This is a genomic window from Enterococcus alcedinis, from assembly GCF_014635985.1.
GTDB classification, from domain to species: domain Bacteria; phylum Bacillota; class Bacilli; order Lactobacillales; family Enterococcaceae; genus Enterococcus_I; species Enterococcus_I alcedinis.
On sequence record NZ_BMDT01000014.1, the window covers coordinates 28844 to 54054 of the forward strand.

General features: G+C 38.2%; 28 protein-coding genes. 24 read left to right on the top strand and 4 right to left on the bottom strand.

What is annotated here, in order from left to right; all coding sequences use genetic code 11:
- The first annotated feature begins 26 nt into the window (after positions 1-26).
- The 10 genes from lepB to glyA all read left to right on the top strand — a co-directional run bounded on the left by lepB (position 27) and on the right by glyA (position 7752).
- Positions 27-596: a signal peptidase I gene (gene lepB, locus IEV09_RS11635; RefSeq protein WP_188368482.1), complete on the top strand. Its 570-nt coding sequence runs from the start codon at positions 27-29 to the stop codon at positions 594-596.
- A 58-nt stretch (positions 597-654) separates the two neighbouring features.
- On the top strand, positions 655-1041 hold the full coding sequence (locus IEV09_RS11640) for an OsmC family protein (RefSeq protein ID WP_188368483.1): 387 nt from the start codon (positions 655-657) through the stop codon (positions 1039-1041).
- A 12-nt stretch (positions 1042-1053) separates the two neighbouring features.
- Complete coding sequence (locus tag IEV09_RS11645; RefSeq protein ID WP_188368484.1) at positions 1054-1620, top strand: GNAT family N-acetyltransferase; 567 nt, start codon at positions 1054-1056, stop codon at positions 1618-1620.
- A 217-nt stretch (positions 1621-1837) separates the two neighbouring features.
- Complete coding sequence (locus IEV09_RS11650; RefSeq protein WP_188368485.1) at positions 1838-2308, top strand: DUF2975 domain-containing protein; 471 nt, start codon at positions 1838-1840, stop codon at positions 2306-2308.
- Between the two features lie 14 nt (positions 2309-2322).
- A complete protein-coding gene (locus IEV09_RS11655) occupies positions 2323-2535 on the top strand; it encodes a helix-turn-helix domain-containing protein (protein WP_188368486.1) in 213 nt (70 codons plus the stop codon).
- Positions 2536-2634: 99 nt separating this feature from the next.
- On the top strand, positions 2635-3213 hold the full coding sequence (locus IEV09_RS11660) for a thymidine kinase (protein WP_188368487.1): 579 nt from the start codon (positions 2635-2637) through the stop codon (positions 3211-3213).
- A 17-nt stretch (positions 3214-3230) separates the two neighbouring features.
- Positions 3231-4304 (top strand): peptide chain release factor 1, encoded by a 1074-nt coding sequence (gene prfA / locus IEV09_RS11665; protein ID WP_188368488.1) that lies wholly within the window; start codon positions 3231-3233, stop codon positions 4302-4304.
- A complete protein-coding gene (prmC, locus tag IEV09_RS11670) occupies positions 4297-5127 on the top strand; it encodes a peptide chain release factor N(5)-glutamine methyltransferase (protein WP_188368489.1) in 831 nt (276 codons plus the stop codon). The genes prfA and prmC overlap by 8 nt, the downstream gene beginning before the upstream one ends.
- 203 nt (positions 5128-5330) lie before the next feature.
- Entirely contained in the window at positions 5331-6350 is a 1020-nt protein-coding gene (locus tag IEV09_RS11675) for an L-threonylcarbamoyladenylate synthase (protein ID WP_188368490.1), read from the top strand.
- A 160-nt stretch (positions 6351-6510) separates the two neighbouring features.
- Complete coding sequence (gene glyA / locus IEV09_RS11680) at positions 6511-7752, top strand: serine hydroxymethyltransferase (protein WP_188368491.1); 1242 nt, start codon at positions 6511-6513, stop codon at positions 7750-7752.
- A gap of 74 nt (positions 7753-7826) precedes the next feature.
- Here the strand turns inward: glyA and IEV09_RS12865 are convergent, their stop codons facing one another.
- Entirely contained in the window at positions 7827-8219 is a 393-nt protein-coding gene (locus IEV09_RS12865) for an HIT family protein (protein WP_188368492.1), read from the bottom strand.
- A 269-nt stretch (positions 8220-8488) separates the two neighbouring features.
- Here IEV09_RS12865 and upp point away from each other — a divergent pair, with 269 nt between their 5' ends.
- Positions 8489-9118, top strand: a complete 630-nt coding sequence (upp, locus tag IEV09_RS11690) for a uracil phosphoribosyltransferase (protein ID WP_188368493.1) — start codon at positions 8489-8491, stop codon at positions 9116-9118.
- A 76-nt stretch (positions 9119-9194) separates the two neighbouring features.
- Here the strand turns inward: upp and IEV09_RS11695 are convergent, their stop codons facing one another.
- Positions 9195-9434: a hypothetical protein gene (locus IEV09_RS11695; protein WP_188368494.1), complete on the bottom strand. Its 240-nt coding sequence runs from the start codon at positions 9432-9434 to the stop codon at positions 9195-9197.
- A gap of 272 nt (positions 9435-9706) precedes the next feature.
- On the opposite strand from IEV09_RS11695, the gene IEV09_RS11700 reads away from it, so the two are divergent.
- Genes IEV09_RS11700 through IEV09_RS11710 form a run of 3 tightly spaced genes read left to right on the top strand, consistent with a single transcriptional unit; the run spans position 9707 to position 11582 of the window.
- Complete coding sequence (locus IEV09_RS11700; protein WP_188368495.1) at positions 9707-10891, top strand: FtsW/RodA/SpoVE family cell cycle protein; 1185 nt, start codon at positions 9707-9709, stop codon at positions 10889-10891.
- On the top strand, positions 10888-11247 hold the full coding sequence (locus IEV09_RS11705) for an arsenate reductase family protein (protein ID WP_188368496.1): 360 nt from the start codon (positions 10888-10890) through the stop codon (positions 11245-11247). The genes IEV09_RS11700 and IEV09_RS11705 overlap by 4 nt, the downstream gene beginning before the upstream one ends.
- Complete coding sequence (locus tag IEV09_RS11710) at positions 11244-11582, top strand: glycine cleavage system H family protein (RefSeq protein WP_188368497.1); 339 nt, start codon at positions 11244-11246, stop codon at positions 11580-11582. Before IEV09_RS11705 ends, IEV09_RS11710 begins: the two co-directional genes overlap by 4 nt.
- A gap of 127 nt (positions 11583-11709) precedes the next feature.
- Here the strand turns inward: IEV09_RS11710 and IEV09_RS11715 are convergent, their stop codons facing one another.
- Positions 11710-12300, bottom strand: a complete 591-nt coding sequence (locus IEV09_RS11715) for a 50S ribosomal protein L25/general stress protein Ctc (RefSeq protein ID WP_188368498.1) — start codon at positions 12298-12300, stop codon at positions 11710-11712.
- Between the two features lie 350 nt (positions 12301-12650).
- Between IEV09_RS11715 and IEV09_RS11720 the strand changes: the two genes are divergently transcribed.
- The 3 genes from IEV09_RS11720 to udk all read left to right on the top strand — a co-directional run bounded on the left by IEV09_RS11720 (position 12651) and on the right by udk (position 14800).
- Complete coding sequence (locus tag IEV09_RS11720) at positions 12651-13370, top strand: pseudouridine synthase (protein ID WP_188368499.1); 720 nt, start codon at positions 12651-12653, stop codon at positions 13368-13370.
- Between the two features lie 30 nt (positions 13371-13400).
- Positions 13401-14084 carry a YjjG family noncanonical pyrimidine nucleotidase gene (locus IEV09_RS11725; RefSeq protein WP_188368500.1) on the top strand — a complete coding sequence of 228 codons (684 nt, stop codon included), beginning with the start codon at positions 13401-13403 and terminating at the stop codon, positions 14082-14084.
- 83 nt (positions 14085-14167) lie between these two features.
- Complete coding sequence (udk, locus tag IEV09_RS11730) at positions 14168-14800, top strand: uridine kinase (RefSeq protein ID WP_188368501.1); 633 nt, start codon at positions 14168-14170, stop codon at positions 14798-14800.
- A gap of 217 nt (positions 14801-15017) precedes the next feature.
- Here the strand turns inward: udk and IEV09_RS11735 are convergent, their stop codons facing one another.
- On the bottom strand, positions 15018-16319 hold the full coding sequence (locus IEV09_RS11735; RefSeq protein ID WP_188368502.1) for a Mef(A)/Tet(V) family efflux MFS transporter: 1302 nt from the start codon (positions 16317-16319) through the stop codon (positions 15018-15020).
- A gap of 181 nt (positions 16320-16500) precedes the next feature.
- Here IEV09_RS11735 and IEV09_RS11740 point away from each other — a divergent pair, with 181 nt between their 5' ends.
- The 7 genes from IEV09_RS11740 to mutL all read left to right on the top strand — a co-directional run bounded on the left by IEV09_RS11740 (position 16501) and on the right by mutL (position 24759).
- Entirely contained in the window at positions 16501-17454 is a 954-nt protein-coding gene (locus IEV09_RS11740) for a Gfo/Idh/MocA family protein (protein WP_188368503.1), read from the top strand.
- Positions 17455-17562: 108 nt separating this feature from the next.
- Positions 17563-18339, top strand: coding sequence for an HAD family hydrolase (locus tag IEV09_RS11745; protein ID WP_268234676.1), 777 nt, complete (start codon positions 17563-17565; stop codon positions 18337-18339).
- 23 nt (positions 18340-18362) lie between these two features.
- Positions 18363-18785 (top strand): methylglyoxal synthase, encoded by a 423-nt coding sequence (mgsA, locus tag IEV09_RS11750; protein WP_188368504.1) that lies wholly within the window; start codon positions 18363-18365, stop codon positions 18783-18785.
- Positions 18786-19062: 277 nt separating this feature from the next.
- Entirely contained in the window at positions 19063-19860 is a 798-nt protein-coding gene (locus IEV09_RS11755) for a TIGR00282 family metallophosphoesterase (RefSeq protein WP_188368505.1), read from the top strand.
- A 12-nt stretch (positions 19861-19872) separates the two neighbouring features.
- A complete protein-coding gene (locus IEV09_RS11760) occupies positions 19873-20241 on the top strand; it encodes a YlbF family regulator (RefSeq protein ID WP_229731717.1) in 369 nt (122 codons plus the stop codon).
- A gap of 1 nt (position 20242) precedes the next feature.
- Positions 20243-22789 (top strand): DNA mismatch repair protein MutS, encoded by a 2547-nt coding sequence (gene mutS, locus IEV09_RS11765; RefSeq protein WP_188368506.1) that lies wholly within the window; start codon positions 20243-20245, stop codon positions 22787-22789.
- 14 nt (positions 22790-22803) lie between these two features.
- A complete protein-coding gene (gene mutL / locus IEV09_RS11770) occupies positions 22804-24759 on the top strand; it encodes a DNA mismatch repair endonuclease MutL (RefSeq protein ID WP_188368507.1) in 1956 nt (651 codons plus the stop codon).
- Positions 24760-25211: the final 452 nt, after the last annotated feature.

Below are 25211 nucleotides of genomic sequence, written 5' to 3' on the forward strand. Positions count from 1 at the left end.
AGATTACAAGTGAAGGAGGGAACAAATTGAAAAGCTTCGTAAAAAACTGGGGGCTCTTCCTACTCGTATTAGCAACGTTTATTATTTTACGAGTCTATTTTTTAACACCTGTTTCGGTGAAAGGTCACTCCATGGATCCCACCTTAAATGATGGTCAAAAATTATTAACACTTAAAACAGATGATGCGGATCGTTTCGATATTATTACGTTAAAGGAGCCAGATGATTTAAGTAAATTGGCTGTTAAAAGAGTCATTGCGCTACCTGGCGAAACTGTTGAAATGAAAGATGATCAATTAACGATTAATGGCGAAGTTGTATCAGAGCCATATTTAGAGGAGTATCTAACGCTGTTTAAAGCGGGTGATTTAGCTGAAACTTACGCTTACAATCCTGATTTTCAATCGATTGCAAGCAATGCTTCAAACTTCACTGATGATTTTGTTTTTACAGTACCTGAAGATGAATATTTTGTGCTAGGCGATAACCGTTTAGTTTCAAAAGACAGCCGCTATTTCGGTTTCGTTAAAGATTCGTATATTCAAGGGAAAGTCATCTGGCGCTATTGGCCATTAAATGAGATGGAAGTCTTCTAATTATCAGATACAGCATCAAATTGTAGCGTGCTAAATGAATCAAAGGAGCGATAAATAAATGGAAAAATTAACCATCAATGTCAAAGAAACGTCACATACATTACCAATTGAAAATGGCTCATGGATATTAAAACGAGAAGAAGGCTATTCACCGGTTCAAATGTTAGTAGCGGCTGTCGCCAGTTGTGGTGGCTACGTTTATGCCTCTGTATTACAAAATTCCAACATTCCTCATGAAATTGAGAAAATTGAAGTTAATTACTTACGTGATGAAAAACGTAAAACCAATCCTGTATCCGCGATTGATTTAGTGATCCATGCAAAAATTGATACAGCATTCCATGAAAAAGCGGAACGTTGCGTAAAGCTTATTTCACCTAACTGTCCCGTAATTCAATCGATTGACCCGCAAATTGTTGTGACAGAATCGGTTTTATTTATTTAAAGGAGAATGTTTATGCGTGGCAAACAAGTTTACTTAGCAGAACTGCGTCCAGGTGACAGTGAGTTGTTTACCGAATGGCAGTGGGATAAAACCTTTATGAAAGGCATTAGTGAGGATGTGTTTCATCCGTTCACTTTAGATGATTGGGAAAAAATGTTCAGTGACACGATGAGTAACGAAAATTTTTATTTTACGATTCGTCGGACAATTGATGACCAGTTGATTGGTTTTATTTCGCTAACAGATGTTTATTTCAAAAATCGTCATGGGGCGCTAGGAATTGGTATTCCACATGCAGATAATCGAGGGAAAGGCTATGGAACGGAAGCGGTCGAGTTATTGCTTCGGTTTGCTTTTGATCATTTGGGCTTACATAAAGTCCGCTTAAGTGTGCATGAATTCAATCAAAAAGCAATTAGGGTCTATCAAAAAATCGGCTTTGTTCAAGAAGGTGTGAATCGTGAAAGTGTCTACCAAAGCGGTAAATGGTATGATCAACTTGATTTTGGCTTGCTACAAACAGAGTGGCGTATTAATGAAAATAATAAAATTCGCCGTTTTGAACGCGAATTAGGTTAAGTAAAAAACGAGGTCATCACAAATCGATGGGCTCGTTTTTTTGATGATTTTAAGCGAATATCAAAAATTATTTGAGTCGATGCATCCTGTGTTGGTGTGTTCAAGTGTAGTGAAAAATTAAAAAGGGTTTAATTTTTATTGTTTTTCGATAAATATACATTGATAATCAATTCGTTTGATTCTATAATTACGACATTAAATAAAGAGGTGAACAATAATGAAATTAAAAACTTTTGTCTTTAAAGGCGTTCTTTTACTATTAACAATCATACTATTTTTTGTGACATTTTTGATTACAATCCAGATGGTAACAGGTGAGAAATTAGAGCTGACGTTAGCGATGAAGATTTTTTATGGGACCATTCTTTTGACGGATGTCTTTGCTCTGAGTGCGCTGAGCTCGGTCTATCGAATGGTTACGCTAATTGGTCATAAACAAGCCTTTTCGCATCAAATTTTACCGTTAGTCGCAAAATTAAACCGCCAACTATTACTAATGTCCCTATCTTTTTGTGGTATTTTACCTTTTGTCTATCAGATTGTGCAAAATGAAGATGCACCAGGTGTAATGATTCTTGGTTTGATGCTCGTAGCCATTCCGTTTTCACTGGTGGTCTTTGGAAAAATTGTCGAAGAATTATTTAAACAAGCGGTCAACTTAAAAAAAGAGCAAGATTTAACGATTTAAAGGAGGACGTTACCATGGCTATTTTAGTTAATTTAGATGTGATGTTAGCAAAAAGAAAAATGAGTGTAACCGAGCTATCTGAAAAGGTCGATATCACAATGGCCAATATCTCCATTTTAAAAAATGGAAAAGCGAAAGCGATCCGTTTTTCCACGTTGAATAAAATTTGTGAAGTGCTGGAATGTCAGCCGGGAGATTTGTTGGTTTATGAGGAAACGAGTGAATGATTCAAATGAAATCTTAAACTTATTTATCCTGTGAAAGAATTTACTGTAAAATTTTGACGTTTTCAAGTATAATACCAAAGGAGCAAGTGGAGGAGAAAGATGGCACAATTATTTTTTAAATACGGCGCAATGAACAGTGGGAAATCAATTGAAATTTTGAAGGTTGCCCACAATTACGAAGAACAAAATAAACCTGTCGTCTTGATGACGAGTGGCATTGATACACGTGCCGGTATTGGTAAAGTCGCGAGTCGCATTGGTATTGAAAAAGAAGCGTTACCGATTCATGAAGAAACGGATATTTTTAAGACCATTCAAGCACTTGATTACACACCTTATTGTGTGTTGATTGATGAATCGCAATTTTTAGCAAAACACCACGTATTATCTTTAATGAAAATCGTGGATGAACTAAATATTCCAGTCATGGCTTTTGGCTTGAAAAATGATTTCCGTAATGAATTGTTTGAAGGCTCACAATACTTGTTATTGTATGCCGATAAAATTGAAGAAATGAAAACCATTTGCTGGTTTTGTCATAAAAAAGCAATCATGAATTTGCGTTATGTCAATGATGTTCCTGTTTATGAAGGGGAACAAGTTCAAATTGGTGGAAATGAAGCGTATTTCCCAGTTTGTCGTCAACACTATTTTAATCCAAAAATGAAAATTCAATAGAGAAAAGGAGTCTTTCTATGTACGATCAATTACAGTCGGTTGAAGACCGCTATGAAGAACTAGGGGAATTATTAAGTGACCCAGAAGTTGTTTCCGATACGAAACGCTTTATGGAGTTATCCAAAGAAGAAGCGAGCACACGTGAAACAGTTGCTGTGTATCGCCGTTACAAAGTAGTCGTTGAAGGCATCAGCGAAACTGAAGAGTTACTAGGTGAAAGCTTAGATGCGGATATGGCAGAAATGGCCAAAGAAGAATTAAGCGACTTAAAGAAAGAAAAAGAAGCTTTAGAAGAGCAAATTAAGATTTTACTTTTACCAACAGATCCAAATGATGATAAAAACATCATTATGGAAATTCGTGGGGCAGCAGGTGGCGATGAAGCAGCCTTATTTGCCGGCGATTTATTTGAGATGTACCAACGTTACGCGGATGCTCAAGGTTGGAAAGTCGAAGTAATGGACGCCAACGTGACTGGAATTGGTGGTTATAAAGAAGTGATCATGATGATTACTGGTGAGAATGTCTTCTCGAAATTAAAATACGAAAGTGGCGCTCACCGTGTACAACGTGTGCCATCGACAGAATCACAAGGACGTATTCACACATCAACTGCGACGGTCGTTGTTTTACCAGAAGCCGAAGAAGTTGAAATTGATTTAGCGGAAAAAGATATCCGTACAGATATTTACCACGCATCCGGTGCCGGTGGACAGCACGTCAACAAAACGGCTTCAGCGGTTCGTTTAACGCACATTCCAACAGGGATTGCGGTAGCGATGCAAGATGAACGTTCGCAAATTAAAAACCGTGAAAAAGCGATGAAAGTTTTACGTGCCCGTGTGTATGACAAGATTCAACAAGAAGCGCGTAGTGAGTATGATGCGAACCGTAAATCAGCAGTGGGTACTGGGGATCGCTCAGAACGTATCCGTACATACAACTATCCACAAAACCGTGTAACCGATCACCGTATTGGTTTAACGATTCAAAAGTTGGATCAAATTTTAACTGGGAAACTCGATGAAGTGGTTGATGCGTTAATCATGTACGATCAAACGTCGAAATTAGATGAGTTACAAAATGGCTAAAACCTATCGAGAAGTCCTCTTTTGGGCTTCTTCTTTTTTAGAAGCATCGGGCGTTGATGGACAGCATATTTTATATGTCTTTTTGAGACGTAAAAAATGGAGCCAGACCGATTGGCTCTTAAACTGGAATAAAATGATGCCAGAAGAAGAAGAAGTACAACTCAAAGAAGATTTAGAACAATTGAAGAACCATTACCCACCTCAATATCTTTTAGGTTTTGAAGAATTTTACGGTCGCTTTTTTAAAGTGAGTGAAGAAACATTAATTCCACGGCCTGAAACAGAAGAGCTTGTAGCCCTTTGTCTCGAAAAAGGGACGAAAGAAGCAGCTTACGTGGTTGATGTCGGTACGGGGACGGGTGCGATTAGTCTAACCTTGAAACTTGAACGACCGAATTGGCACGTAGCAACAGTTGATTTATCAGCGGGAGCATTAGCGATTGCTAAAGAAAATGCTGACCAATTAGGCGCTAACGTTGATTTTTATTTAGGTGATACCTTGGGTCCAATCGAACAACCGATTGATATTCTGATTTCCAATCCACCGTATATCGGAGTGGAAGAATGGGAATCGATGGATGAGAGTGTCCGAACCTTTGAACCGAAAATGGCGTTATTCGCGGAAAATCAAGGCTTAGCGATTTACGAGCAGTTAGCTAAAGAAGCTCAACAAAAATTATCGTCTACTGGGAAAATCTTTTTAGAGATTGGTTATTTACAAGGAAAAGCGGTTCAAAGTCTCTTTCAAAGGTATTTTCCTGGAAAAAAGGTGAGCATTCACCAAGATTTAAGTGGTCAAGACCGGATGATTATGGTGGAATAGTTATCCACAGGATTGTGGATAACTAATATTTTTTTGGCCTTTAAATCTTAAGAAAACCTTGAGAAATCAATAAATAAAGCCTTTTAGTGAATTACCCACAGAGAAATCCACACTTGACAAAGAAGTTATCCACACACTGTGGGTAACTTTGGTGGAAATGTTGATAACTCACCAACAGTTAGGAAAAAGGATGTGCATAACTTGTGGAAACAAAAAGATTCAATCAACAAGAAATAACAGAAGCAGCAAAAATTTTACGTCAAGGTGGATTAGTTGCCTTCCCAAGCGAAACCGTTTATGGCTTAGGTGCAAATGCAACATTGGAAGATGCTGTTAAACAGGTTTTTATCGTTAAAGGGCGTCCAAGCGATAATCCCTTGATTGTTCATGTAGAGAATTTTGAGCAAGTCAAACAATACGTGGATGTTTTTCATCCACTGACTGAAACGATTGTTGAAAAATTTTGGCCAGGGCCTCTGACCTTGATTTTTAAAATTAAATCAGACGCGTTGCCTCGTGTCGTTTCGGCGGGATTATCGACGGTTTCTTTCCGAATGCCTGATCATCCATTAACGTTAGCGTTGATTAAAGAAGTTGGAGCCCCGCTTGTCGGGCCAAGCGCCAATACTTCTGGGCGTCCAAGCCCAACGCAAAGCGAACATGTCTACCATGATTTAAATGGTAAGATTGCAGGTATTTTAGAAGGTGGATCAACGACAATTGGTGTAGAGTCGACGGTTTTAGATATTAGTGATCCCACACAACCACCGATGATTTTACGTCCTGGAGCAGTGACGAAAGAAGCATTAGAAGCTGCACTTAAGGTACCGATTTTAGTCGATCAACACTTAGTAGAAGAAAGCCAAGCGCCACGCTCACCAGGAATGAAATATAAACACTACGCACCTAAAACAACGGTCTGGATGGTTCATTCAGATGATTGGCAAGCGGCTTTTGACTGGGCGACTTCCAATCATTTTAAAATCGGTGTTTTAGCGAGTCCTACGCTTCAGGAGCGCTTTTCAAATCAAATGACAGCAATCTATCCATTAACAGATGAAACGGTCACAGCCGCAGCAAAAGGCTTGTTTGCGGGACTGCGGGCACTAGATGAAGAGCAAGTGGATTTAATTTTTGCCCCAGTCTTTTCTGAAACAGGATTAGGTGTTGCTTATATGAATCGTTTGAAAAAGGCAGCTAACCAGCATTTTTTTAAACCGTAAAATGAATAATAAAACAAAGAATGCTGATTATCGTTCGTCTTTGATCAGTTTTTTTGTTATTATCAATAAAATTTTCAACTTTTTAGAGTTAAAAGTTTCAAACCTCGAATGATATGTGCTACAATCGAGTTATCTTATTTTGAAGGGATGTTTGTGTTAGATGGACTACAAAGATTTTGATAAAGAATTATGGCAAGCAATTAAAGACGAGGGGAATCGTCAACAAAATAATATCGAGCTAATCGCTTCTGAGAACATTGTATCTGAAGGCGTTATGGCAGCTCAAGGCAGTATTTTAACGAATAAATACGCGGAAGGCTACCCAGGACGTCGTTATTATGGTGGCTGTGAGTTTGTTGATATCGTTGAAGATTTAGCAATTGAGCGCGCGAAAGAAATTTTCGGTGCGAAATTTGCAAACGTTCAAGCACACTCAGGTTCTCAAGCCAATACAGCTGCTTATCTATCATTAGTTGACGCAGGTGATACGATTTTAGGAATGGATTTATCAGCCGGTGGTCATTTAACACACGGTTCGCCAGTTAACTTTAGTGGTAAAACATATAACTTTGTCCCTTACGGTGTCGATCCAGCAACAGAAGTGATCGACTATGAAGTGGTTCGCATTTTAGCACGCAAACATCAACCGAAATTAATCGTAGCTGGCGCAAGTGCTTATTCTCGTACGATTGATTTTTCGAAATTCAAAGAAATTGCAGATGAAATTGGCGCAAAATTAATGGTCGATATGGCTCATATCGCAGGACTTGTTGCAGCAGGCGCGCATCCAAATCCAGTACCATATGCTGATATTGTCACTTCAACAACTCACAAAACATTAAGAGGTCCACGTGGCGGCTTAATTCTAACGAATGATGAAGCATTAGCGAAAAAAATCAACAGTGCCATTTTCCCAGGTATCCAAGGTGGACCATTAGAGCACGTGATTGCCGGTAAAGCAATTGCCTTTAAAGAAGCATTACAAGATGACTTTAAAGAATACTCAGCACAAGTGATTAAAAACGCGCAAGCAATGGCAAAAGTATTTAACCAATCAACAAAAGCACGTTTAGTATCTGGTGCAACTGATAACCACTTATTATTAATTGAAGTAACTGGATTTGAAATGACTGGTAAACAAGCTGAGCAGTTATTAGATACTGTTAGCATTACAGTAAACAAAAACTCAATTCCATTTGAAACATTGAGTCCTTTCCAAACAAGTGGGATTCGTGTTGGAACACCAGCGATTACAAGCCGTGGCTTTAAAGAAGAAGCGGCAACCGAAGTAGCGAAACTAATTATCAAAGTTTTAGAAAACAAAGATGATGAAGCGGTTCTTGCAGAAGTCAAAAAAGAAGTTTTAGCTTTAACGGATGCTCATCCATTAAAAATTAAATAATTGCTGACAAGCAAAAATCGTATGCCCTTTATTTCTAATGAAATTTGGAGGCATACGATTTTTTTGTGGATTATTTACAACAGGGCTAACTTTTTTATGAGTTGATTCAAGTCGATTTTGGTCGGTAGAACTTTTTGATGCTCCCAAAATTGATCATCGGTATATCTGGGGACGATGTGCGTATGAAAATGTGTTCCAACATCCATGACTTTTCCATTGTTTTGAATGACGCTAACACCTAAAACGTCGAATTCATCTTCTAGTAAGGCAATCATTTTTTTCTCTAATTCTAGCAAATCGAGTAGAACAGCGGATGGAATTTCACGAAGATTCATGTAGTGTTCTTTTGAAATCAGTATTAGATGTCCTTCTTGAATGGGATCGATATCTAAAACAGCAAAAAAATGGGGACTTTGAGCTAAAATATTTTCAGGTTGGATATCCTGGCAAAAAATACAATGCGTCATAGGCAGACTCCTTTTTTTATTTAATGATAGCAGTTTTGTTTCAGAGTTAAAAGGATAGAAAAGTGTCAGGTGAACACGGTGACTTTTATTTTTTTTAACGCTACAACAAGAAAGGTTTACACGAAAGGTAACATCTAACGAAAGAATTGTCTGAAATTGTGAGAAAATAAGGAAAAATCGTAGGGAACTTGCGAAAGATAGCGAAGTTTCCTTGTCTGAAAACCCAATTTGCTTTACAATAATAACAACAAAGAAAAGGAGCGATTCAAATGGGAAAATTTCAAGTAATTGATCATCCGTTAATTCAACATAAGCTAACGATTATTCGTGATAAAAACAGTGGCACAAAAGTCTTTCGTGAGGTTGTTGATGAAATCGCAATGTTGATGGCTTACGAAATTTCACGCGATTTACCAGTGGAAGAAGTTGAAATCGAAACACCAATGGTTCGTTCAGTCCAAAAACAATTATCTGGCAAAAAAGTAGCGATTATTCCAATTTTACGTGCAGGATTAGGCATGGTTGATGGGATTTTACAATTAATTCCAGCAGCAAAAGTTGGTCACGTTGGTTTATATCGTGATGAAGAAACATTAGAACCACATGAATATTTTGTGAAATTACCAGATGATATTGCGAGCCGTCAATTATTAGTTGTCGACCCAATGTTAGCAACAGGTGGTTCAGCAGCGATGGCTATTGAAGCACTAAAAAAACGTGGCGCATCAAACATTAAATTTGTTTGTCTTGTAGCAGCACCTGAAGGAGTTAAAGTTTTACAAGAAGCTCATCCAGATGTTGATATTTACACAGCTGCTTTAGATGAAAAATTAAATGAACAAGGCTATATCGTTCCAGGTCTAGGCGATGCTGGAGACCGTTTATTCGGTACAAAATAAGCAGTTAACAAAAAAGACGTGTCAAAAGCTTAAACGAAATTTCGTTCGAGCGTTTGACACGTCTTGTTTTTATTTATTAACTAATTTTTTGTAATTCTTTGTAGTTGATAATCATTACACCATTACTTCTTACCATCAAATCGCGATTTAGATCCGTCTCATTAATTTGAACGACTGCAGAGTTTTTTAACTGCTTTGTCACGGTACCTGTTTCAGCTTGATTTTGGATAGTAAAACGAACCGGTGTTTCTGCTGTAAACTCTAAACCAAATTCCGACGGGACAATAGTTGTTTCAAACTTGCCAAATGTTGCCATGTTCCAAAAAACCTCCCTTTTATATAAATCTATTATAGCACACATTCACAAAAATGAGAAATTTTCAAGAAAATACTCAAAATTCTAACTAAAATTTTTGTTTTTAATTGATTTAGTAGTAGGATGAGTGTTTTTAGAGGCTGTTTATCAGAGTTGTGGACTGTAAGTGAGTGCAATTATCTTAAAAAAGTTTGAAAGTCAGAAGCTTTCCTTTCTTTTGTTAGTAAAAAATTCTATAATGGAGAAGTATTTCTTAAGAAAAGAGAGAAGAGATGAATAAAAAAAATATATTTAGAAATGATAATCGAATCGATTATGGCGTTATTTTACCTGTTTTTTTATTATGTTTAATTGGGATTACTTCTTTGTATGTCGCTTATGATCAGTCGCCAATGTTTACGGGAAGCCCGCTGCGGGAGTCGATAAAGCAAGCCGTTTGGTGTGGTGTTGGAATGATAGCCGTAGCGATTATCATGCAAGTCAATGTCAAATGGCTGTGGAAATTAACCCCAATCTTATATTTAATTGGTTTAGCTGTGATGGGACTGCTAATTCAGTTTTATGATCGTGCAACCTTTGAATTAACAGGCTCTAGGAACTGGTTTCGTTTTGGTGTTTTTAGTTTCCAGCCGGCGGAATTAATGAAGATTGCGGTTATCCTGATGCTCGCTTACGTTGTTACGAAACACAATAGTAAGCATCGAAAAAATAAGAGCTTGAAAACCGATGGGCTGCTGATTGCTAAAATGTTAGCGGTTATCTTACCTGTCATTATTTTAATTATGATTCAAGACGACTTTGGAACGATGCTTGTCTTTCTTGCAATTTGGGGCGGTGTCTTTCTAATGTCTGGTATTTCTTGGAAGATTATTATTCCAACGATTGCGGCTGTCGTGCTGATTGGTAGCGGAACGATTTTCCTCGTTTTAAGTGATACGGGTCGGGAATTCTTATATTCAATTGGCTTTTCAAATTATCAATTTGCTCGAATTGACTCGTGGATCGATCCTTTCCATGACGTTCAAGGAAATTCTGCTCAAGTTGCGAACGCATTGATGGCGATCGGATCGGGTGGGATGACTGGGAAAGGTTTTAACGTCAGTGATATTTACATTCCGGTGCGAGAGTCCGATATGATATTTACAGTGCCTGCTGAAAATTTTGGTTTTGTCGGTGGCAGTTTTATCATTTTACTTTATTTTGTTTTGATTTATCGTATGTTACGCGTGTGTTTTGATACAAACAATGAATTTTATGCGTATATTGCAACAGGGATTATTATGATGATTTTGTTTCACGTTTTTGAAAATATCGGCGCAAACATTGGTCTACTCCCACTAACCGGAATTCCATTGCCTTTTATTAGTCAAGGAGGTTCCGCGCTTTTAAGTAACATGATGGGGATTGGCCTAATTTTATCAATGCGTTATCAAATGGAAAAAGGGGCAGCAGTATGATTACGTTATATGGTTATACAAAGTGCAGTACTTGTCGCGATGCAAAAAAATGGCTTGAATCAAAAGGGTTTGAAGTTGAATTTATTGATCTTGTCCAAGAACCGCCACAAGTGGAGTTAATCCAACAATGGCTTAAGAACAGTGATTTACCTATTCGACGATTTTTCAATACGAGTGGTCAATTGTACCGAGCGGAAGGTTTGAAAGATTTGATCGCTGACTATACAATAGAGGAAGCTAGTCAAAAATTGAATAGTAACGGCATGTTAATCAAACGTCCAATTTTAGTAAAAGACAATCAGTTTCTAGCAAATGGCTTTAAAGAAGAAGTTTATGAAGGGATTTTGTTAAAATGAAGCAGACATGGTTGAAGAAAAAAGATAATCTATGGATTTTATTTAATGGTAGTGAGTACGTTGTCGGATTAACGAATGAAGCTCAAGAGGAGCTAGGCGATATCACTTTTGCTGATTTGCCAAGTGTCGGTCAAGAAGTCTTTCAGGGCGATGCGTTACTAGAAGTTGAAGCGGAAAAAGCGGTTAGCGAGTTTTCAAGTCCCTTAACAGGCGTAATTTCGTCAATTAATGAAAAAATCGATGATGATATTACGGTTTTAAATGACAGCGATGAAATGAATGCGTGGGTCATGAGCTTTAAAAATGTCTCAAAAGAAGAATTTCAAGAATTATAATATAGAAATAAAAAGCAGAGATCAGCCAAAATCTCTGCTTTTTATTTTTTTATGAATCGAATGACTCTGTAAATTTAAAAAAACCGTCAGAGGAAAAGTCCTCTAACGGTTTTGATGATTATTTATATTATTCAGCAGCTGGTGCTTCTTCTTCTGCTACTTCTTCTTTCGCACGTGGCTCACTGATTGCTACGATTTGCTCGATTGGGTCAGTGATGATTTCGTAGTCGCTTGAAACTGGTAAATCAGCAATTGTAATTGATTGACCAATATCTAATTTCGAAATATCAACTTCGATACGCTCTGGTAATTTATCAGGTGTTGCTGAAACGATAACGTTATACAAGTTTTGTGTCAACGCGCCACCGATACGAACACCAGGTGCCGTTCCGATTAAAACAAGCTCAGCTTCAACTTCTGTTACTTCAGACATGTCTACTGATAAGAATTCAACATGGTCGATTTCTCTTGTAAATGTATCTGTTGTAAATTGGTGAATTAAGGTATTGTAATTTTCACCGTCGATTGTTAATTTAACAACACTGTTCAAACCTTCTGTTCTTAAAAGACGTTTGAAATCGTGACCGTCAACTGAGATTGGTGTACTCTCAATTTTGTACCCATTAATAATTCCTGGGATTTTACCTTCGTGACGTAATTTGTTACGTGTTGCGCGTGGGCGCGTACTTCTTTTACTTACTTCCAATGATACTGACATAACTCAATTCCTCCTAATTTTTCTATCCGAAGATAGTCATTTCGAAGTAAATCTTTGTTACTCTTGCACATTACAAGGGTTAGGGGTGCGCACAAAAAAATGTGCGTAAAAGGCAACAATAAAGCTACCTAGAAAGGGGATTAGTCACTTTCTCCACCAGTTCATAACACTGTGTGTAGTTAGAAACAGCTATTTACTTTACCTCTTAACCATAGGACGAATAAACGTTTATGTCAAGGTATTCACTTTTGGTTCTCATAATCATAAAGAAAAGTTACGATCATTTCGACTTTATTTTCTTTTTCCAAGTGAATAATTACGGTATAATTATTTCAGAAAGAAGGGCGTTTATGCGATTAGATAAATTAATTGAAGAGCAACTCCAGACTTCGCGTAAAGAGATGAAGCGCCTTTTTCTCAGAGGAAAAGTACGAGTGGATGGTCAAGTGACTTTAAATGAAAGTCAGAATGTTGATAGTCAGTTGCATCGAATTGAAGTGGACGGGCGTATGCTTTTGACAAAAGAGAGGTATTATTTGTTAGCCAAACCGAAGGGAGTCGTGACGGCCAAGCGGGATGCGCAACACCAAACGGTTTTTGATCTTCTTAGAAAAGAACCGATGGTCGAACAATTGGCTCCTGTGGGTCGACTGGATCGAGATACAGAAGGCCTGCTCTTAATGACAAGCAATGGGCAGCTCGTTTATGATTTGCTTCATCCGACGAAAAAGGTCATCAAAGTCTACCAAGCATCCATTAATGAATGTGTAACAGAAGAGGATATCGCGGATTTTGCTAAAGGGATTGTCTTTTTAGATGGTACAACTTGTCAGCCGGCCGAATTGACGATTCTTTCACACGACGCAGAGGCAAATACCAGTGAGGTCGAACTCACAATTTCTGAAGGAAAATTCCACCAAGTGAAAAAAATGTTTCTTGCTTGTGGAAAAAAAGTAACGGCACTAAAACGAACGAAAATGGGGCCGCTAACTTTAGAATCGCTTGAGATCGGCAATTATCGCGAGCTGACGTTTGTTGAGTTGCAACAGTTAAAACCTTATTTTCGTTAAAAATAAAGAGAGATTAGAGGAGAAGTGAGCATGCGTTATACGACACTATTATTTGATGTAGATGATACCTTATTGGATTTTCAAGCAGCAGAAAATCAAGCACTACGCGCGTTGTTTCAACAAGAAGGTATAGAGCTAACAACAGACTTAGAAAGAAATTATAAAGAATTAAATGAACGACGTTGGCGCGCATATGAATTAGGACAGATGTCACGTGAAGAAGTCGTTAATGAGCGTTTCGGAGAATTTTTCAGTTTATTGAATCGAAGCGTGGATAGTTTAGCTATGGAGTATCGTTACCGTGAGCTTCTGGGTCAAGGGCATCAGCTCTTAGGAAATAGTTTGGAAATTGTGGCTGATTTAGCCAATAAAGCAGATTTATATATCGTGTCGAATGGTGTTTCGACAACGCAGTACCAACGTCTAGAGGCTGCACAACTACTGCCGTATTTTAAGGAGATTATTATATCTGAAGACACGGGCTATCAAAAACCGATGCTTGGTTTTTTTGAGTATACATTTAATAAAATTCCACAATTAAATAAGGATAAAACAGTTATCATTGGTGATTCGTTAACATCAGATATTCAAGGGGGACACAATGCGGGAATTGATACCATTTGGTTGCATCCGGTTGTTGAGAAGAAGGATTTAATTGTTCAACCCACGCATCATATTCAACAATTAGAAGAAATTTATGAAATTCTTAAGTGAAAATGCCTGTTTCAGCTAGAAATTTTCAAGAACTTGGCTATAATAAATAAAGAATAGAAATCAGGGAACGAGGAACGATTGCAATGACTAAGAAAAAACCGATCATTATCGGAGTAAGTGGTGGATCTGGTAGTGGAAAGACGAGTGTTAGCCGCGCGATTTTGGACCATTTCCCGACACACTCAATTATGATGTTAGAACACGATTCGTATTATAAAAACCAAGACCATCTTGAATTTGAGGAGCGCTTAAAAACCAATTATGACCACCCGTTTGCATTTGATACTGACTTGTTAATTCAGCATTTAGAGCAATTGCAAAATTATCAAGCGATTGAAAAACCAGTCTATGATTACGTTAATCATACACGTAGTAAAGAAGTGATTGTGCAAGAACCGCAAGAAGTGATTGTTTTAGAAGGTATTTTAATTTTAGAAGATGAAAAGTTACGTAATATGATGGATATCAAAATTTATGTCGATACCGATGATGACACACGAATTATTCGTCGAATTAAGCGTGATATGGAAGAGCGTGGTCGTACACTTGATTCCATTATTGAGCAATATTTAACGGTTGTGAAACCAATGTATCATCAATTTATTGAGCCGACGAAACGTTATGCTGATATTATTGTTCCAGAAGGCGGCGAAAATTACGTCGCAATTGATTTAATTAATACAAAAATAAAATCGATTTTTGAAAATAAAGACTAGATTTTTATAAAAGACTGTGCTATAGTTCTCTTTATGCGATGAGTCGAGGAAGACTAGTTTTAACTAGTCCATTCAAACAGAGGCACATGAAGAAATTCAACTACCGGATTGTAGGTGTCGGAGGCTTTTATTGTGGAAAATAAAGTCTCTACTAGCAATAGTACTGTCAAAAACCCCCTTAAGTATTTTTACTTAAGGGGGTTTTTTTAGGTTTTATTTATTGAGGAGAAGAAATTTCTTCGCTCGTTGCTTTTTCTGCTAATTTTTTTTGTAAGAAAAGGTCGTAATTCCTTGCTGCAGGAATGAAAATATTGGCGACCCCACAAAGAATCGTACCGATGCCTGCGATAATGAATAGTTTTTCGACACCGATTTTATCTGCTAAGGGACCGGCAAAAATTAATCCAACGGGACCTGTGATACTCATGAGAGAATTGAGTACCCCTAGGACACGACCAAGGTATTCGGGTTCATAACTTTGCTGAATCATCGCCATTAAGAGCGTATTGAAAAAAGGAGCCGATAAACCAGCGATTGCATTTAAGGCAATAAAACCTAGGAAGCCTGTTTGGTTACCAGGTAAAAAACCACTGATTGTAAATGTCACACCGATTACAAAATAAGAAATTAAGACGGGAACCATCCGGTTTTTCCATTTCCCAAAAACACCAATGACAACACCGCCGAGTAACATACCAACAGAAAAGACGACTTCAATGATACCGGCTTGACCGACTGTGCCTTGGAAATAATCCATCGTCATCAAAGGATACATGCTGACTGCCGGCATGAAAATAAGTGTAAAGGCGGATCCTAGTAACGTAATGTACCAAAGGCCTTTATTTTTGATTAATAATGAAAAGCCCATTTTTGTATCGGTTAACACATGAACTTGCTCGCCAATGGCCTGTGTGATTGGAATGCGAACAAACAATAACAATGCAATCCCTAAGATGGCACCTAGAACATCGAGTAAAATTAAAGCATTCATAGGAACGACAGCAAATAAGAAGGCGCCTAAAGCCGGTGCAATAATCATATTCGCGGATTGTACCATACCGAGTTGTCCGTTGACGCGCGTAATTTCTTCTGGCGGTACCATTTGTGGCAAAATCGATTGAATGGTAGGCATTTGAAAAGTTTGAGCGATGGAGCGCATAAATAATGAAACAAAGACGAGCCATAGCGGAAATTGATTCGAGAGGGTTCCGACAATCGCTAAAGTGAGTGCGAACAAGGCAACAATCACATCGGTGACGATTAAGAGTTTTTTCTTATCGAGACGATCGACAAAGGGACCGACGAATGGACTGAGTAAGACCATTGGAATCATCCCGAGTAGCGTGGCGAAACTTAAGACTGTCGCAGAGCCTGTTTCTTTGGTTAAATACCAAATGATGGCGTATTGAACGACCATACTTGTGATACCGGATAAAAATTGTCCGGTTAGAAAAAAGCGAATGTTTTTTTGCCAACCCGTTAAGTCAAAAGACGGGGGCATTGTGTGTTGATTTTCCATAAATCCTCCAAATGAAATGATGGCAATTGCCGATTTTGTGCGTGAGATAGGCTTATTTTACACTAATTTAAGTAGAGAAAATATGTATTTGCTCATTTTTTTAGTTTATTGACAGAGGATACGCAGAAGTTTGTTAAAATGTTATAATTGAGAATGACAAAGGTTTTATTGGAGGAGAAAAATGATTAAATACGGTATTGTTAGTACAGCAAGTATTGTTCCGAGATTTGTTGATGGCGTTCGGGCAAGTGAGCAAGGTGAAGTCGTCGCGATTGCTGCAAGAAAATTGGAAAAAGCCCAAAAAATGGCAAAAGATTTAGCGATTCCAAAAGCTTATGGCAGTTATGTAGAATTATTTGCAGATGAAGCAATCGATATCGTCTATATCGCGACTTATAATAAAGGACACTATCCAGTAGCTAAAGAAGCATTGCTTGCAGGCAAACACGTTTTACTTGAAAAACCGTTTACTTTAACCTTGGATGAAGGAGAAGAGTTATTCGCTTTAGCACAAGCGCAGCAATTATTTATTATGGAAGCACAAAAAGCCGTCTTTTTACCAATTACGCAACAAGTCAAAAAATGGATTGCCGAAGGTTTCATTGGATCGGTGAAATACATGAAGGCGTTTATGGCTTTTCCAGCTGGACACGCCATTCCGTGGTTTCATTCATTGGAATCAGGTGGTGGGGCACTTTATGGTTCAGGAAGTTATCCGATTGAATACATGCAGTATGTGACGAATGGCAAAATTGAAGAAGTCGCAGGGACGTCTGTGATGAAACCTGGGTTTTCGGATAGTCAATGTGATGTCAGCATTCTTTTTGAAGATGGGATGCAAGGCAATATCTTTATTACAACGAATTTTGCAAGCAATAGTGACCTCGTGATTTATGGTGACAAAGGCCGTATTCATATCCCGCATTTTTGGCGTGCACAAGAAGCAACATTGACGAATGACAACGAAGAAAAAACGATTCATTTACCGCATGAAAATGAATTTGTTTTTGAAGTGGATCATGTGAATGAGTGTTTGACAAACCGCTTGTTGGAAAGTCCAATTATGACAGAGGATTTGACGTTACAAACTGTTGAATTAGTTGAGAAAATGTATCAACAATGGGAACAAGATTAAAGAATAGGCGAATTTTTAAAGAACTATTTCAAAAAATTTGAAATATATCTCTTTCTATGATTAAGTAGAAGGGAACAAAATTGAAGGAAAGAAAGTGAGTTTTACAAATTGGGAAGTAGAAAATTATTAGCTTTTGATATTGATGGCACGATGCTTGACTCGAATAAGCGTCCGTTGGAAAGTACTGTAGAAGCGTTGAAAGCGCTACGAGAGGCAGGGCACTTTGTCACAATCGCAACCGGTCGTAGTCGTTATTTAGCAGAAACAGTGATTCGCGAGCTTGATTTTGAAAATTACATTTTGTGTAATGGTGCCGCGGCCTTTTTAAATCACCAGCAAGTATTTAAACAAACATTGGCAACAGATGGTTTACAACAACTCATCGAAGCTTGTCATGGGTTGCAAATTGATACTTCTTTGATTCATTTGGATTCATCGAAACGCTTAACGAGTTTTGATATGGGGAAAATGGAAGAAGCGATGACTTCTTTTGGTTCACAAGCATCTGAATTAGGTGAATTAGGTAGCGAGGAAGACGTTTATCAAGCGCTCGCTTACTTTGATTCTAGTTTCGATCATTTATTTGAGGGGAAATACCCTGACTTTAATTTTGTTCGTTGGCATGAAAAATGTGTGGATGTGGTTCCGACAAGTGGTTCCAAAGCGCGCACAATTTTAAATCTTGCGGATCGTTTATCGATTCCCCGTGAAGATATCATTGGTTTTGGTGATGGTCTAAACGATCGTGAAATGTTGCGTGAAGCTGGTATTGGTGTCGCGATGGGGAATGCTTTAGATATCGTGAAGCAAGAGGCGGATATTGTAACGAAAGATAATAACAGTGATGGAATTTGGCATGCACTACAAGAATTGAAATTAATCTAACGACGGATACTTAGGAGGGTTTTATGAAAATTGCACTGATTGCTCATGACCGAAAAAAAGATTTAATGGTAAAACTAGTGACGGCTTACCGTCCAATTTTGGAAAAACACCAACTCTTTGCAACGGGGACCACGGGTAGCCGAATTGCTGATGCAACCGGGTTACCGATTCATCGCTTCAAATCAGGACCATTAGGTGGCGACCAACAAATTGGTGCAATGATTTCAGAAGACGAGATGGATATGGTGATTTTTCTACGTGATCCATTAGCGGCGCAACCACATGAACCGGATGTGACAGCGTTAATTCGTTTATCAGATGTATATGAAATCCCATTAGCAACGAATATTGGTACGGCTGAAATTTTACTACGAGGGCTCGATGCAGGCTTTGCTGATTTTCGTGACGTCGTTCATGAAGGCGACCGTCGTCCAATTTCAATTTAAGATAAGAAAATGTCTCGACTTTCTCGATAAAGTCGAGACATTTTTTTTCGATAGTTGCCATTGTCAGAGCGAGAGATCAATGCCAGGCAACGCAAGTGAATACTGGGTGATAAACTGCCTTATGACAAAAATGAAAGAGTTGTTTTTTCGCAAGGTATTTTTAGGCCTCGTACCATGCCGCTCTAGAAACAGCCTTATTTTATCACCTCTTTTTTTTCTTTGTTAAAACCGATATAATGAACAAGAGATCTATAATGTTAAGAGAAGAGGAATTTTTTTGCGAATTTTATTTATTGGTGATGTTGTCGGTTCGATCGGCAGACAAGCCATTTCAGAATATGTACCACAATTAAAAAAGAAGTACCGTCCACAAGTGACGATTGTTAATGGTGAAAATGCGGCCTCTGGTCGTGGCATTACGGAGAAAATCTATAAAGGATTTTTACAAGATGGAGCAGATGTTGTGACGCTTGGTAATCATGCTTGGGACAACCGTGATTTATTTGAATTTATTGATGATGCGAAGAAACTCGTCCGACCAGCCAATTTCCCTGGAAGTGTACCAGGTGTCGGTGTGGTCTATACAAAGGTCAACCAATTGGAATTAGCGGTGATTAACTTACAAGCGCGCACCTTTATGGTTGCTTTAGATGATCCCTTTACAAAAATGGATGAGATCTTAGCGCAAGTTGGAGAGCGTACGCCTTTTATTTTCGTTGATTTCCATGGTGAAGCAACGAGTGAGAAACAAGCGATGGGTTGGTATTTAGATGGTCGCGTCTCTGCCGTTGTAGGCACACATACACACGTCCAAACAAATGATGCACGTATTTTGCCACAAGGCACGGCTTATTTAACAGACGTTGGTATGACGGGGCCTTATGATGGCGTGTTAGGTATGAAAAAGGAAGCGGTAATCGAGAAATTTATCACGGCATTACCTCGCCGTTTTGAAGTAGTTGAAAGTGGTCGTTCGCTATTATCTGCTTGTGTGATTGATTTAGATGATCAAACAGGGAGAGCGAAAAAAATTCAAGCATTTCAAATTAGTGAAGACCGTCCATTTATGATGTAAGGAGGAGCAATCGTGGGTTATTTAGAAGAAGAGCAAGCACTACAAGCGGAAGTTGATAAGATGTTATCTTTATTAACGACGCATGAAAGTGTTCAAACATTTAAAGACATTCAAGGAAAAGCACAAAACCATCCAGGGTTAAAAGAGCTTGAAGAAAAAATTAAACGTGCGCAAAAAGACGCGGTTGCTTATGCGCATTACGATAAACCAGAAGCGGAAAAGCAAGCCGTACAAGAAATTAATGATTTGAATAAAGCGTACAAAACCCATCCGTTGGTCGAAAATTACCGGGATCGCTTAATTGAAGCAGACGAATTATTACAACACGTTTCAACCATGATCCAAAAAGAAGTCAATGAACGTATCGAAGGAGAGGAATAAGATGCCTCAAAAAACGAAACATACACCGATGATGGAGCAATATTTTGGCATTAAAGCCACGTATCCAGATGCCTTTTTATTTTATCGTCTTGGCGATTTTTATGAATTGTTTTATGAAGATGCGATTGAAGTTTCGCAATTACTTGAATTAACTTTAACGAGTCGTAATAAAAATGCGGAAGATCCGATTCCAATGTGTGGCGTTCCTCATCATGCCGCGAGTGGTTACATTGATACACTTGTCCAACAAGGTTACAAAGTCGCAATTTGTGAACAAGTTGAAGACCCGAAAACGGCTAAAGGAATGGTTAAGCGAGAAGTCGTTCAATTAGTCACACCGGGAACGGTGATGGAAGGTCGTGGGTTGTCAGCAAAAGAGAATAATTACTTAGTGGCGTTAGCTTATGAGGCGTCCGCCTTTCAATTAGCGTATGTTGATTTAACGACGGGCGAGTTGAAAGTTGCACGCTTAGCGACAGAAGAAGATGTCTTAAATGAAGTCGCTGTTTTGAAAGCGCGTGAAGTTCTTTTAACGAGTGCTGTTCCAGAAACAACGACAGAATTACTCGAAAAGCGTTTGGGGTTAATTTTCTCATTTCAGGAAGAAAGCGAAGAGACAACGGAATTTCGTTTTTTAACACAAGATTTAAGTGATGCGTTGGCACCTGTGACGTTTAAGTTATTGACTTATTTAAGTCGTACGCAAAAGCGTAGCTTGGATCATTTGCAAAAAGCAGTGGAATATCAAGTCGATCACTTTTTAAAACTGGATTATTATTCCAAGTTTAATCTAGAGTTGACGCAATCGATTCGTACCGGTAAAAAACAAGGAACGTTGCTATGGTTACTTGATGAAACAAAAACGGCGATGGGTGGACGCTTGTTAAAGCAGTGGATTGATCGTCCATTAATTAATCAAAGTCAAATCGAAACCCGTCAAAATCAAGTTGGCTCTTTATTGAACGCCTTTTTTGAGCGTGGTGATTTACAAGAAACACTCAAAAAAGTTTATGATTTAGAACGATTGGCTGGGCGAGTGGCCTTTGGTAATGTCAACGGACGGGATTTACTGCAATTAAAAACATCCTTACAACAAATCCCATTTATTCGTCAAATTTTGACAGGATTAAATGAAGGAGAGTGGGATGCGTTACTTGCTCATATTTCGCCGATGGAAGAATTGGTTGCCTTAATTGAGCGCGGTATTCATGAAGATGCACCGTTAGCTATTACGGAAGGGAATGTCATCAAAACAGGATTTAATGAACAGTTAGATCAATACCGTGAGGCGATGTCTTCTGGTAAAAAATGGCTAGCAGAATTAGAAGCGAAAGAACGCCAAGCAACAGGGATCAAAAATCTGAAAATCGGCTTTAATCGTGTCTTTGGTTATTATATTGAAATTACCAAATCAAACTTGAGTAATCTAGAAGAAGGGCGTTATGAACGTAAGCAAACATTAGCAAATGCCGAGCGTTTTATCAGTCCAGAGCTAAAAGAAATCGAAACCCTCATTTTAGAAGCGGAAGAAAAATCGGTTGATTTAGAGTATCAACTCTTTTTAACGATTCGTGAAGAGGTTAAACAAAGCATCGAGGCCTTACAAGTATTAGCACAAGCTTTAAGTTCGGTCGATGTTTTACAAAGTTTTGCAACGATTAGTGAGAAATACCAATACATTCGTCCGAAATTCAATCAAAAACAAGAATTGAAGATTATTGAAGGTCGTCATCCAGTTGTCGAGAAAGTGTTGGGGCATCAGGAATACATTCCAAACTCGATTGAAATGGATGCCAAGACGATGATTTTACTGATTACGGGTCCGAACATGTCTGGTAAGAGTACGTATATGCGTCAATTGGCTCTAACGGTTATTATGGCGCAAATGGGTTGCTTTATCCCAGCAGAGTCAGCAGAGATGCCGATTTTCGATCAAATCTTCACACGAATTGGGGCGAGCGATGATTTAATTGCCGGTCAAAGTACGTTTATGGTCGAGATGATGGAAGCTAACCATGCCTTACAGCATGCAACACCGAACAGTTTAATTTTATTTGATGAACTTGGAAGAGGGACGGCAACTTATGATGGTATGGCGTTAGCGCAAGGGATCATTGAATATATCCATCAAGAAGTGCGGGCGAAAACACTCTTTTCAACGCATTACCATGAATTAACCGTTTTAGATGAAGAGTTAGATCAATTAAGGAATGTCCATGTCGGTGCCGTTGAACAAGACGGAGAAGTTGTCTTTTTACATAAAATGATGGCTGGACCAGCAGATAAGAGTTATGGAATTCATGTTGCTAAAATTGCCGGACTACCGAAGAAACTATTAGAGCGTGCCGACTATATTTTAATGAACTTAGAAAATAGTCATCAACACCCGGGAGCGCCAACACCACCAGTTGAGCAATTGTCACTATTTAGTGAGGGTAATGAAGCAGAAACCAAAGTCTTGGAAGAGTTGAAGTCGCTGAATGTTTTAGAGATGACACCACTTGATGCAATGAATGCTTTGCATCAGTTGCAAAAGAAAATCAAGTAGAAAGAAGGTTGCTTATGGGAAGAATCCAAGAACTATCAGAAAGTTTAGCGAATCAAATTGCTGCTGGAGAAGTTGTGGAGCGTCCCGCTTCCGTAGTAAAAGAGCTTGTTGAAAATGCCATTGATGCAGGAAGTACACAAATTGATATCCTTCTAGAAGAAGCTGGTTTGAAGAAAATTCAAATCATTGATAACGGGGAAGGGATTGCTAAAGAAGATGTGGGGAGTGCTTTTAAACGCCATGCCACGAGTAAAATTCATACGCGCAATGATTTATTCCGGATTCGAACACTCGGCTTTCGTGGAGAAGCATTACCAAGTATCGCCTCTGTGTCAGAAGTCACGCTAGAGACGGCTGTCCAAAGCGAAGATCAAGGAAGTTTCTTATCGTTAAAAGGTGGCAAGGTTGTTGAAGAACGCCCCAGTTCACTACGTAAAGGGACGAAGATTACGGTTGAAAATCTTTTTTTCAATACACCAGCTCGTTTGAAATACGTTAAATCACTTCAAACAGAATTGGCAAACGTTGGCGATATTGTTAACCGACTCGCTTTGAGTCATCCAGAAGTTGCCTTTCGTCTGGTTCATGATGGCAATCGTATGTTAACGACACCTGGTAATGGCGATTTAAAACAATGTATTGCGGGAATCTATGGCGTAGCAACTGCTAAAAAAATGCGTGAAATCAAAGCGAAAGATTTAGATTTCACGATTCACGGCTATTTTTCGCTACCTGAAGTAACAAGAGCCAGCCGTAATTACTTATCAATCATTATTAATGGACGCTACATCAAAAATTTCTTGTTAAATCGAGCAATCATTGAAGGATATGGATCGAAATTAATGGTCGGACGTTTTCCGATAGCGATTATCGAAATTCAAATGGATCCTCTATTAGTTGATGTGAATGTCCATCCAACAAAACAAGAAGTCCGTTTATCGAAAGAAAAAGAACTTTCGAACTTAATCTCAGCAACGATAAAAGAGGCGTTAACAGATGAAGTTCTAATACCAAAAGTTAATTACGAAGAAGTTGTCAAAAAAAGTCCAACAAAAAAAGAGTTAGCTGAGCAATTAAGTATGGATTTTCGAGAAGTAAATCAACCGAAAACGGATTTAAAATTTGATGCGGCCACAGGGGAGTTTTATATAAAAGAAAATCCGTCTGAAAATGTGGATAACTTTGTGGATAGTTTTAGTGGAAAACGTGTAAAACTTCAAGAGGAACAAAAAACATCCGAGGAACAACCTACTCCAATCACGTTTGATGAATCTAATGAAACGAATCAGTTTTCTGATAAAGTGGATAACTTTGTGGACAACTCTTCCTATATAATAGAAGAAACAGTGAATAATGAGTCCGTTGAAGCTCCGAAATCCTCTTTTCCGGCATTAGAATACTTCGGTCAAATGCACGGTACCTATCTTTTCGCGCAAAGTAATGAAGGATTATATATTATCGATCAGCATGCTGCGCAAGAACGGATTAAATATGAGTACTATCGAGAAGCGATCGGTAAAGTTGGGGAAGATTTACAGAGTATGCTGATACCGATAGTACTTGAGTATCCACATGATGAATGGCTTAAAATTACTGAGCGTCAGGAAATACTAGCCAAAGTCGGTATTCATTTAGAACCTTTTGGTGCAAACAGTTTTATTGTACGTGAACATCCTACTTGGTATGAAGCGGGCAAGGAAGAAGATATTACGAAGGAGATTATCGAAATCGTTCTCGAAAGCGGCCAAATTGATTTAGCTAAGTTTAGAGAAGATGCAGCCATCATGATGAGTTGTAAACGTTCGATTAAGGCGAATCACTACTTGAACGATCAACAAGCCCGAGCTTTGCTTGTTGATTTAGGTAAAACAGAAAATCCCTTCAACTGTCCTCATGGTCGGCCCGTTTTGATACAATTCACTAATCGAGAGATGGAAAGAATGTTTAAACGGATCCAAGATTCACATTAAATGGCAAAAGGACTTGAAAATTAGAAAAAATAATTTTCAAGTCCTTTTTATTTGCTACTATATAATAGCTCAAATAAAAAAACTGTTTGAAATTTAGAAAACGAATTCTTTAAAAAAGTTTTAAAACTACTGTTGACAGTTGCTATTCTAAATGGTAAATTAGACAACGTTGGCTTGAACGAAACGAAATCAAGTCGAATATAAAATAACAAGCATTTGTTTTTTTAAAACTTTATAAGTGTTGATAGATAAATAAAAAAACATTTAAAAAGTTGTTGACAAATAACATGATGGTTTGTTATTATGAATAAGTTGCAACGAAGCATTAAACAAAGAGCTCGACAAAGTGGTTTCACTTTAGTAGTATTGTAAGAAGCTGTCAAAGCAACAACGTAGACCTTTGAAAACTGAACAAAGCAAGCAAAACAAACAACAAACGTGTAGAATGTTTC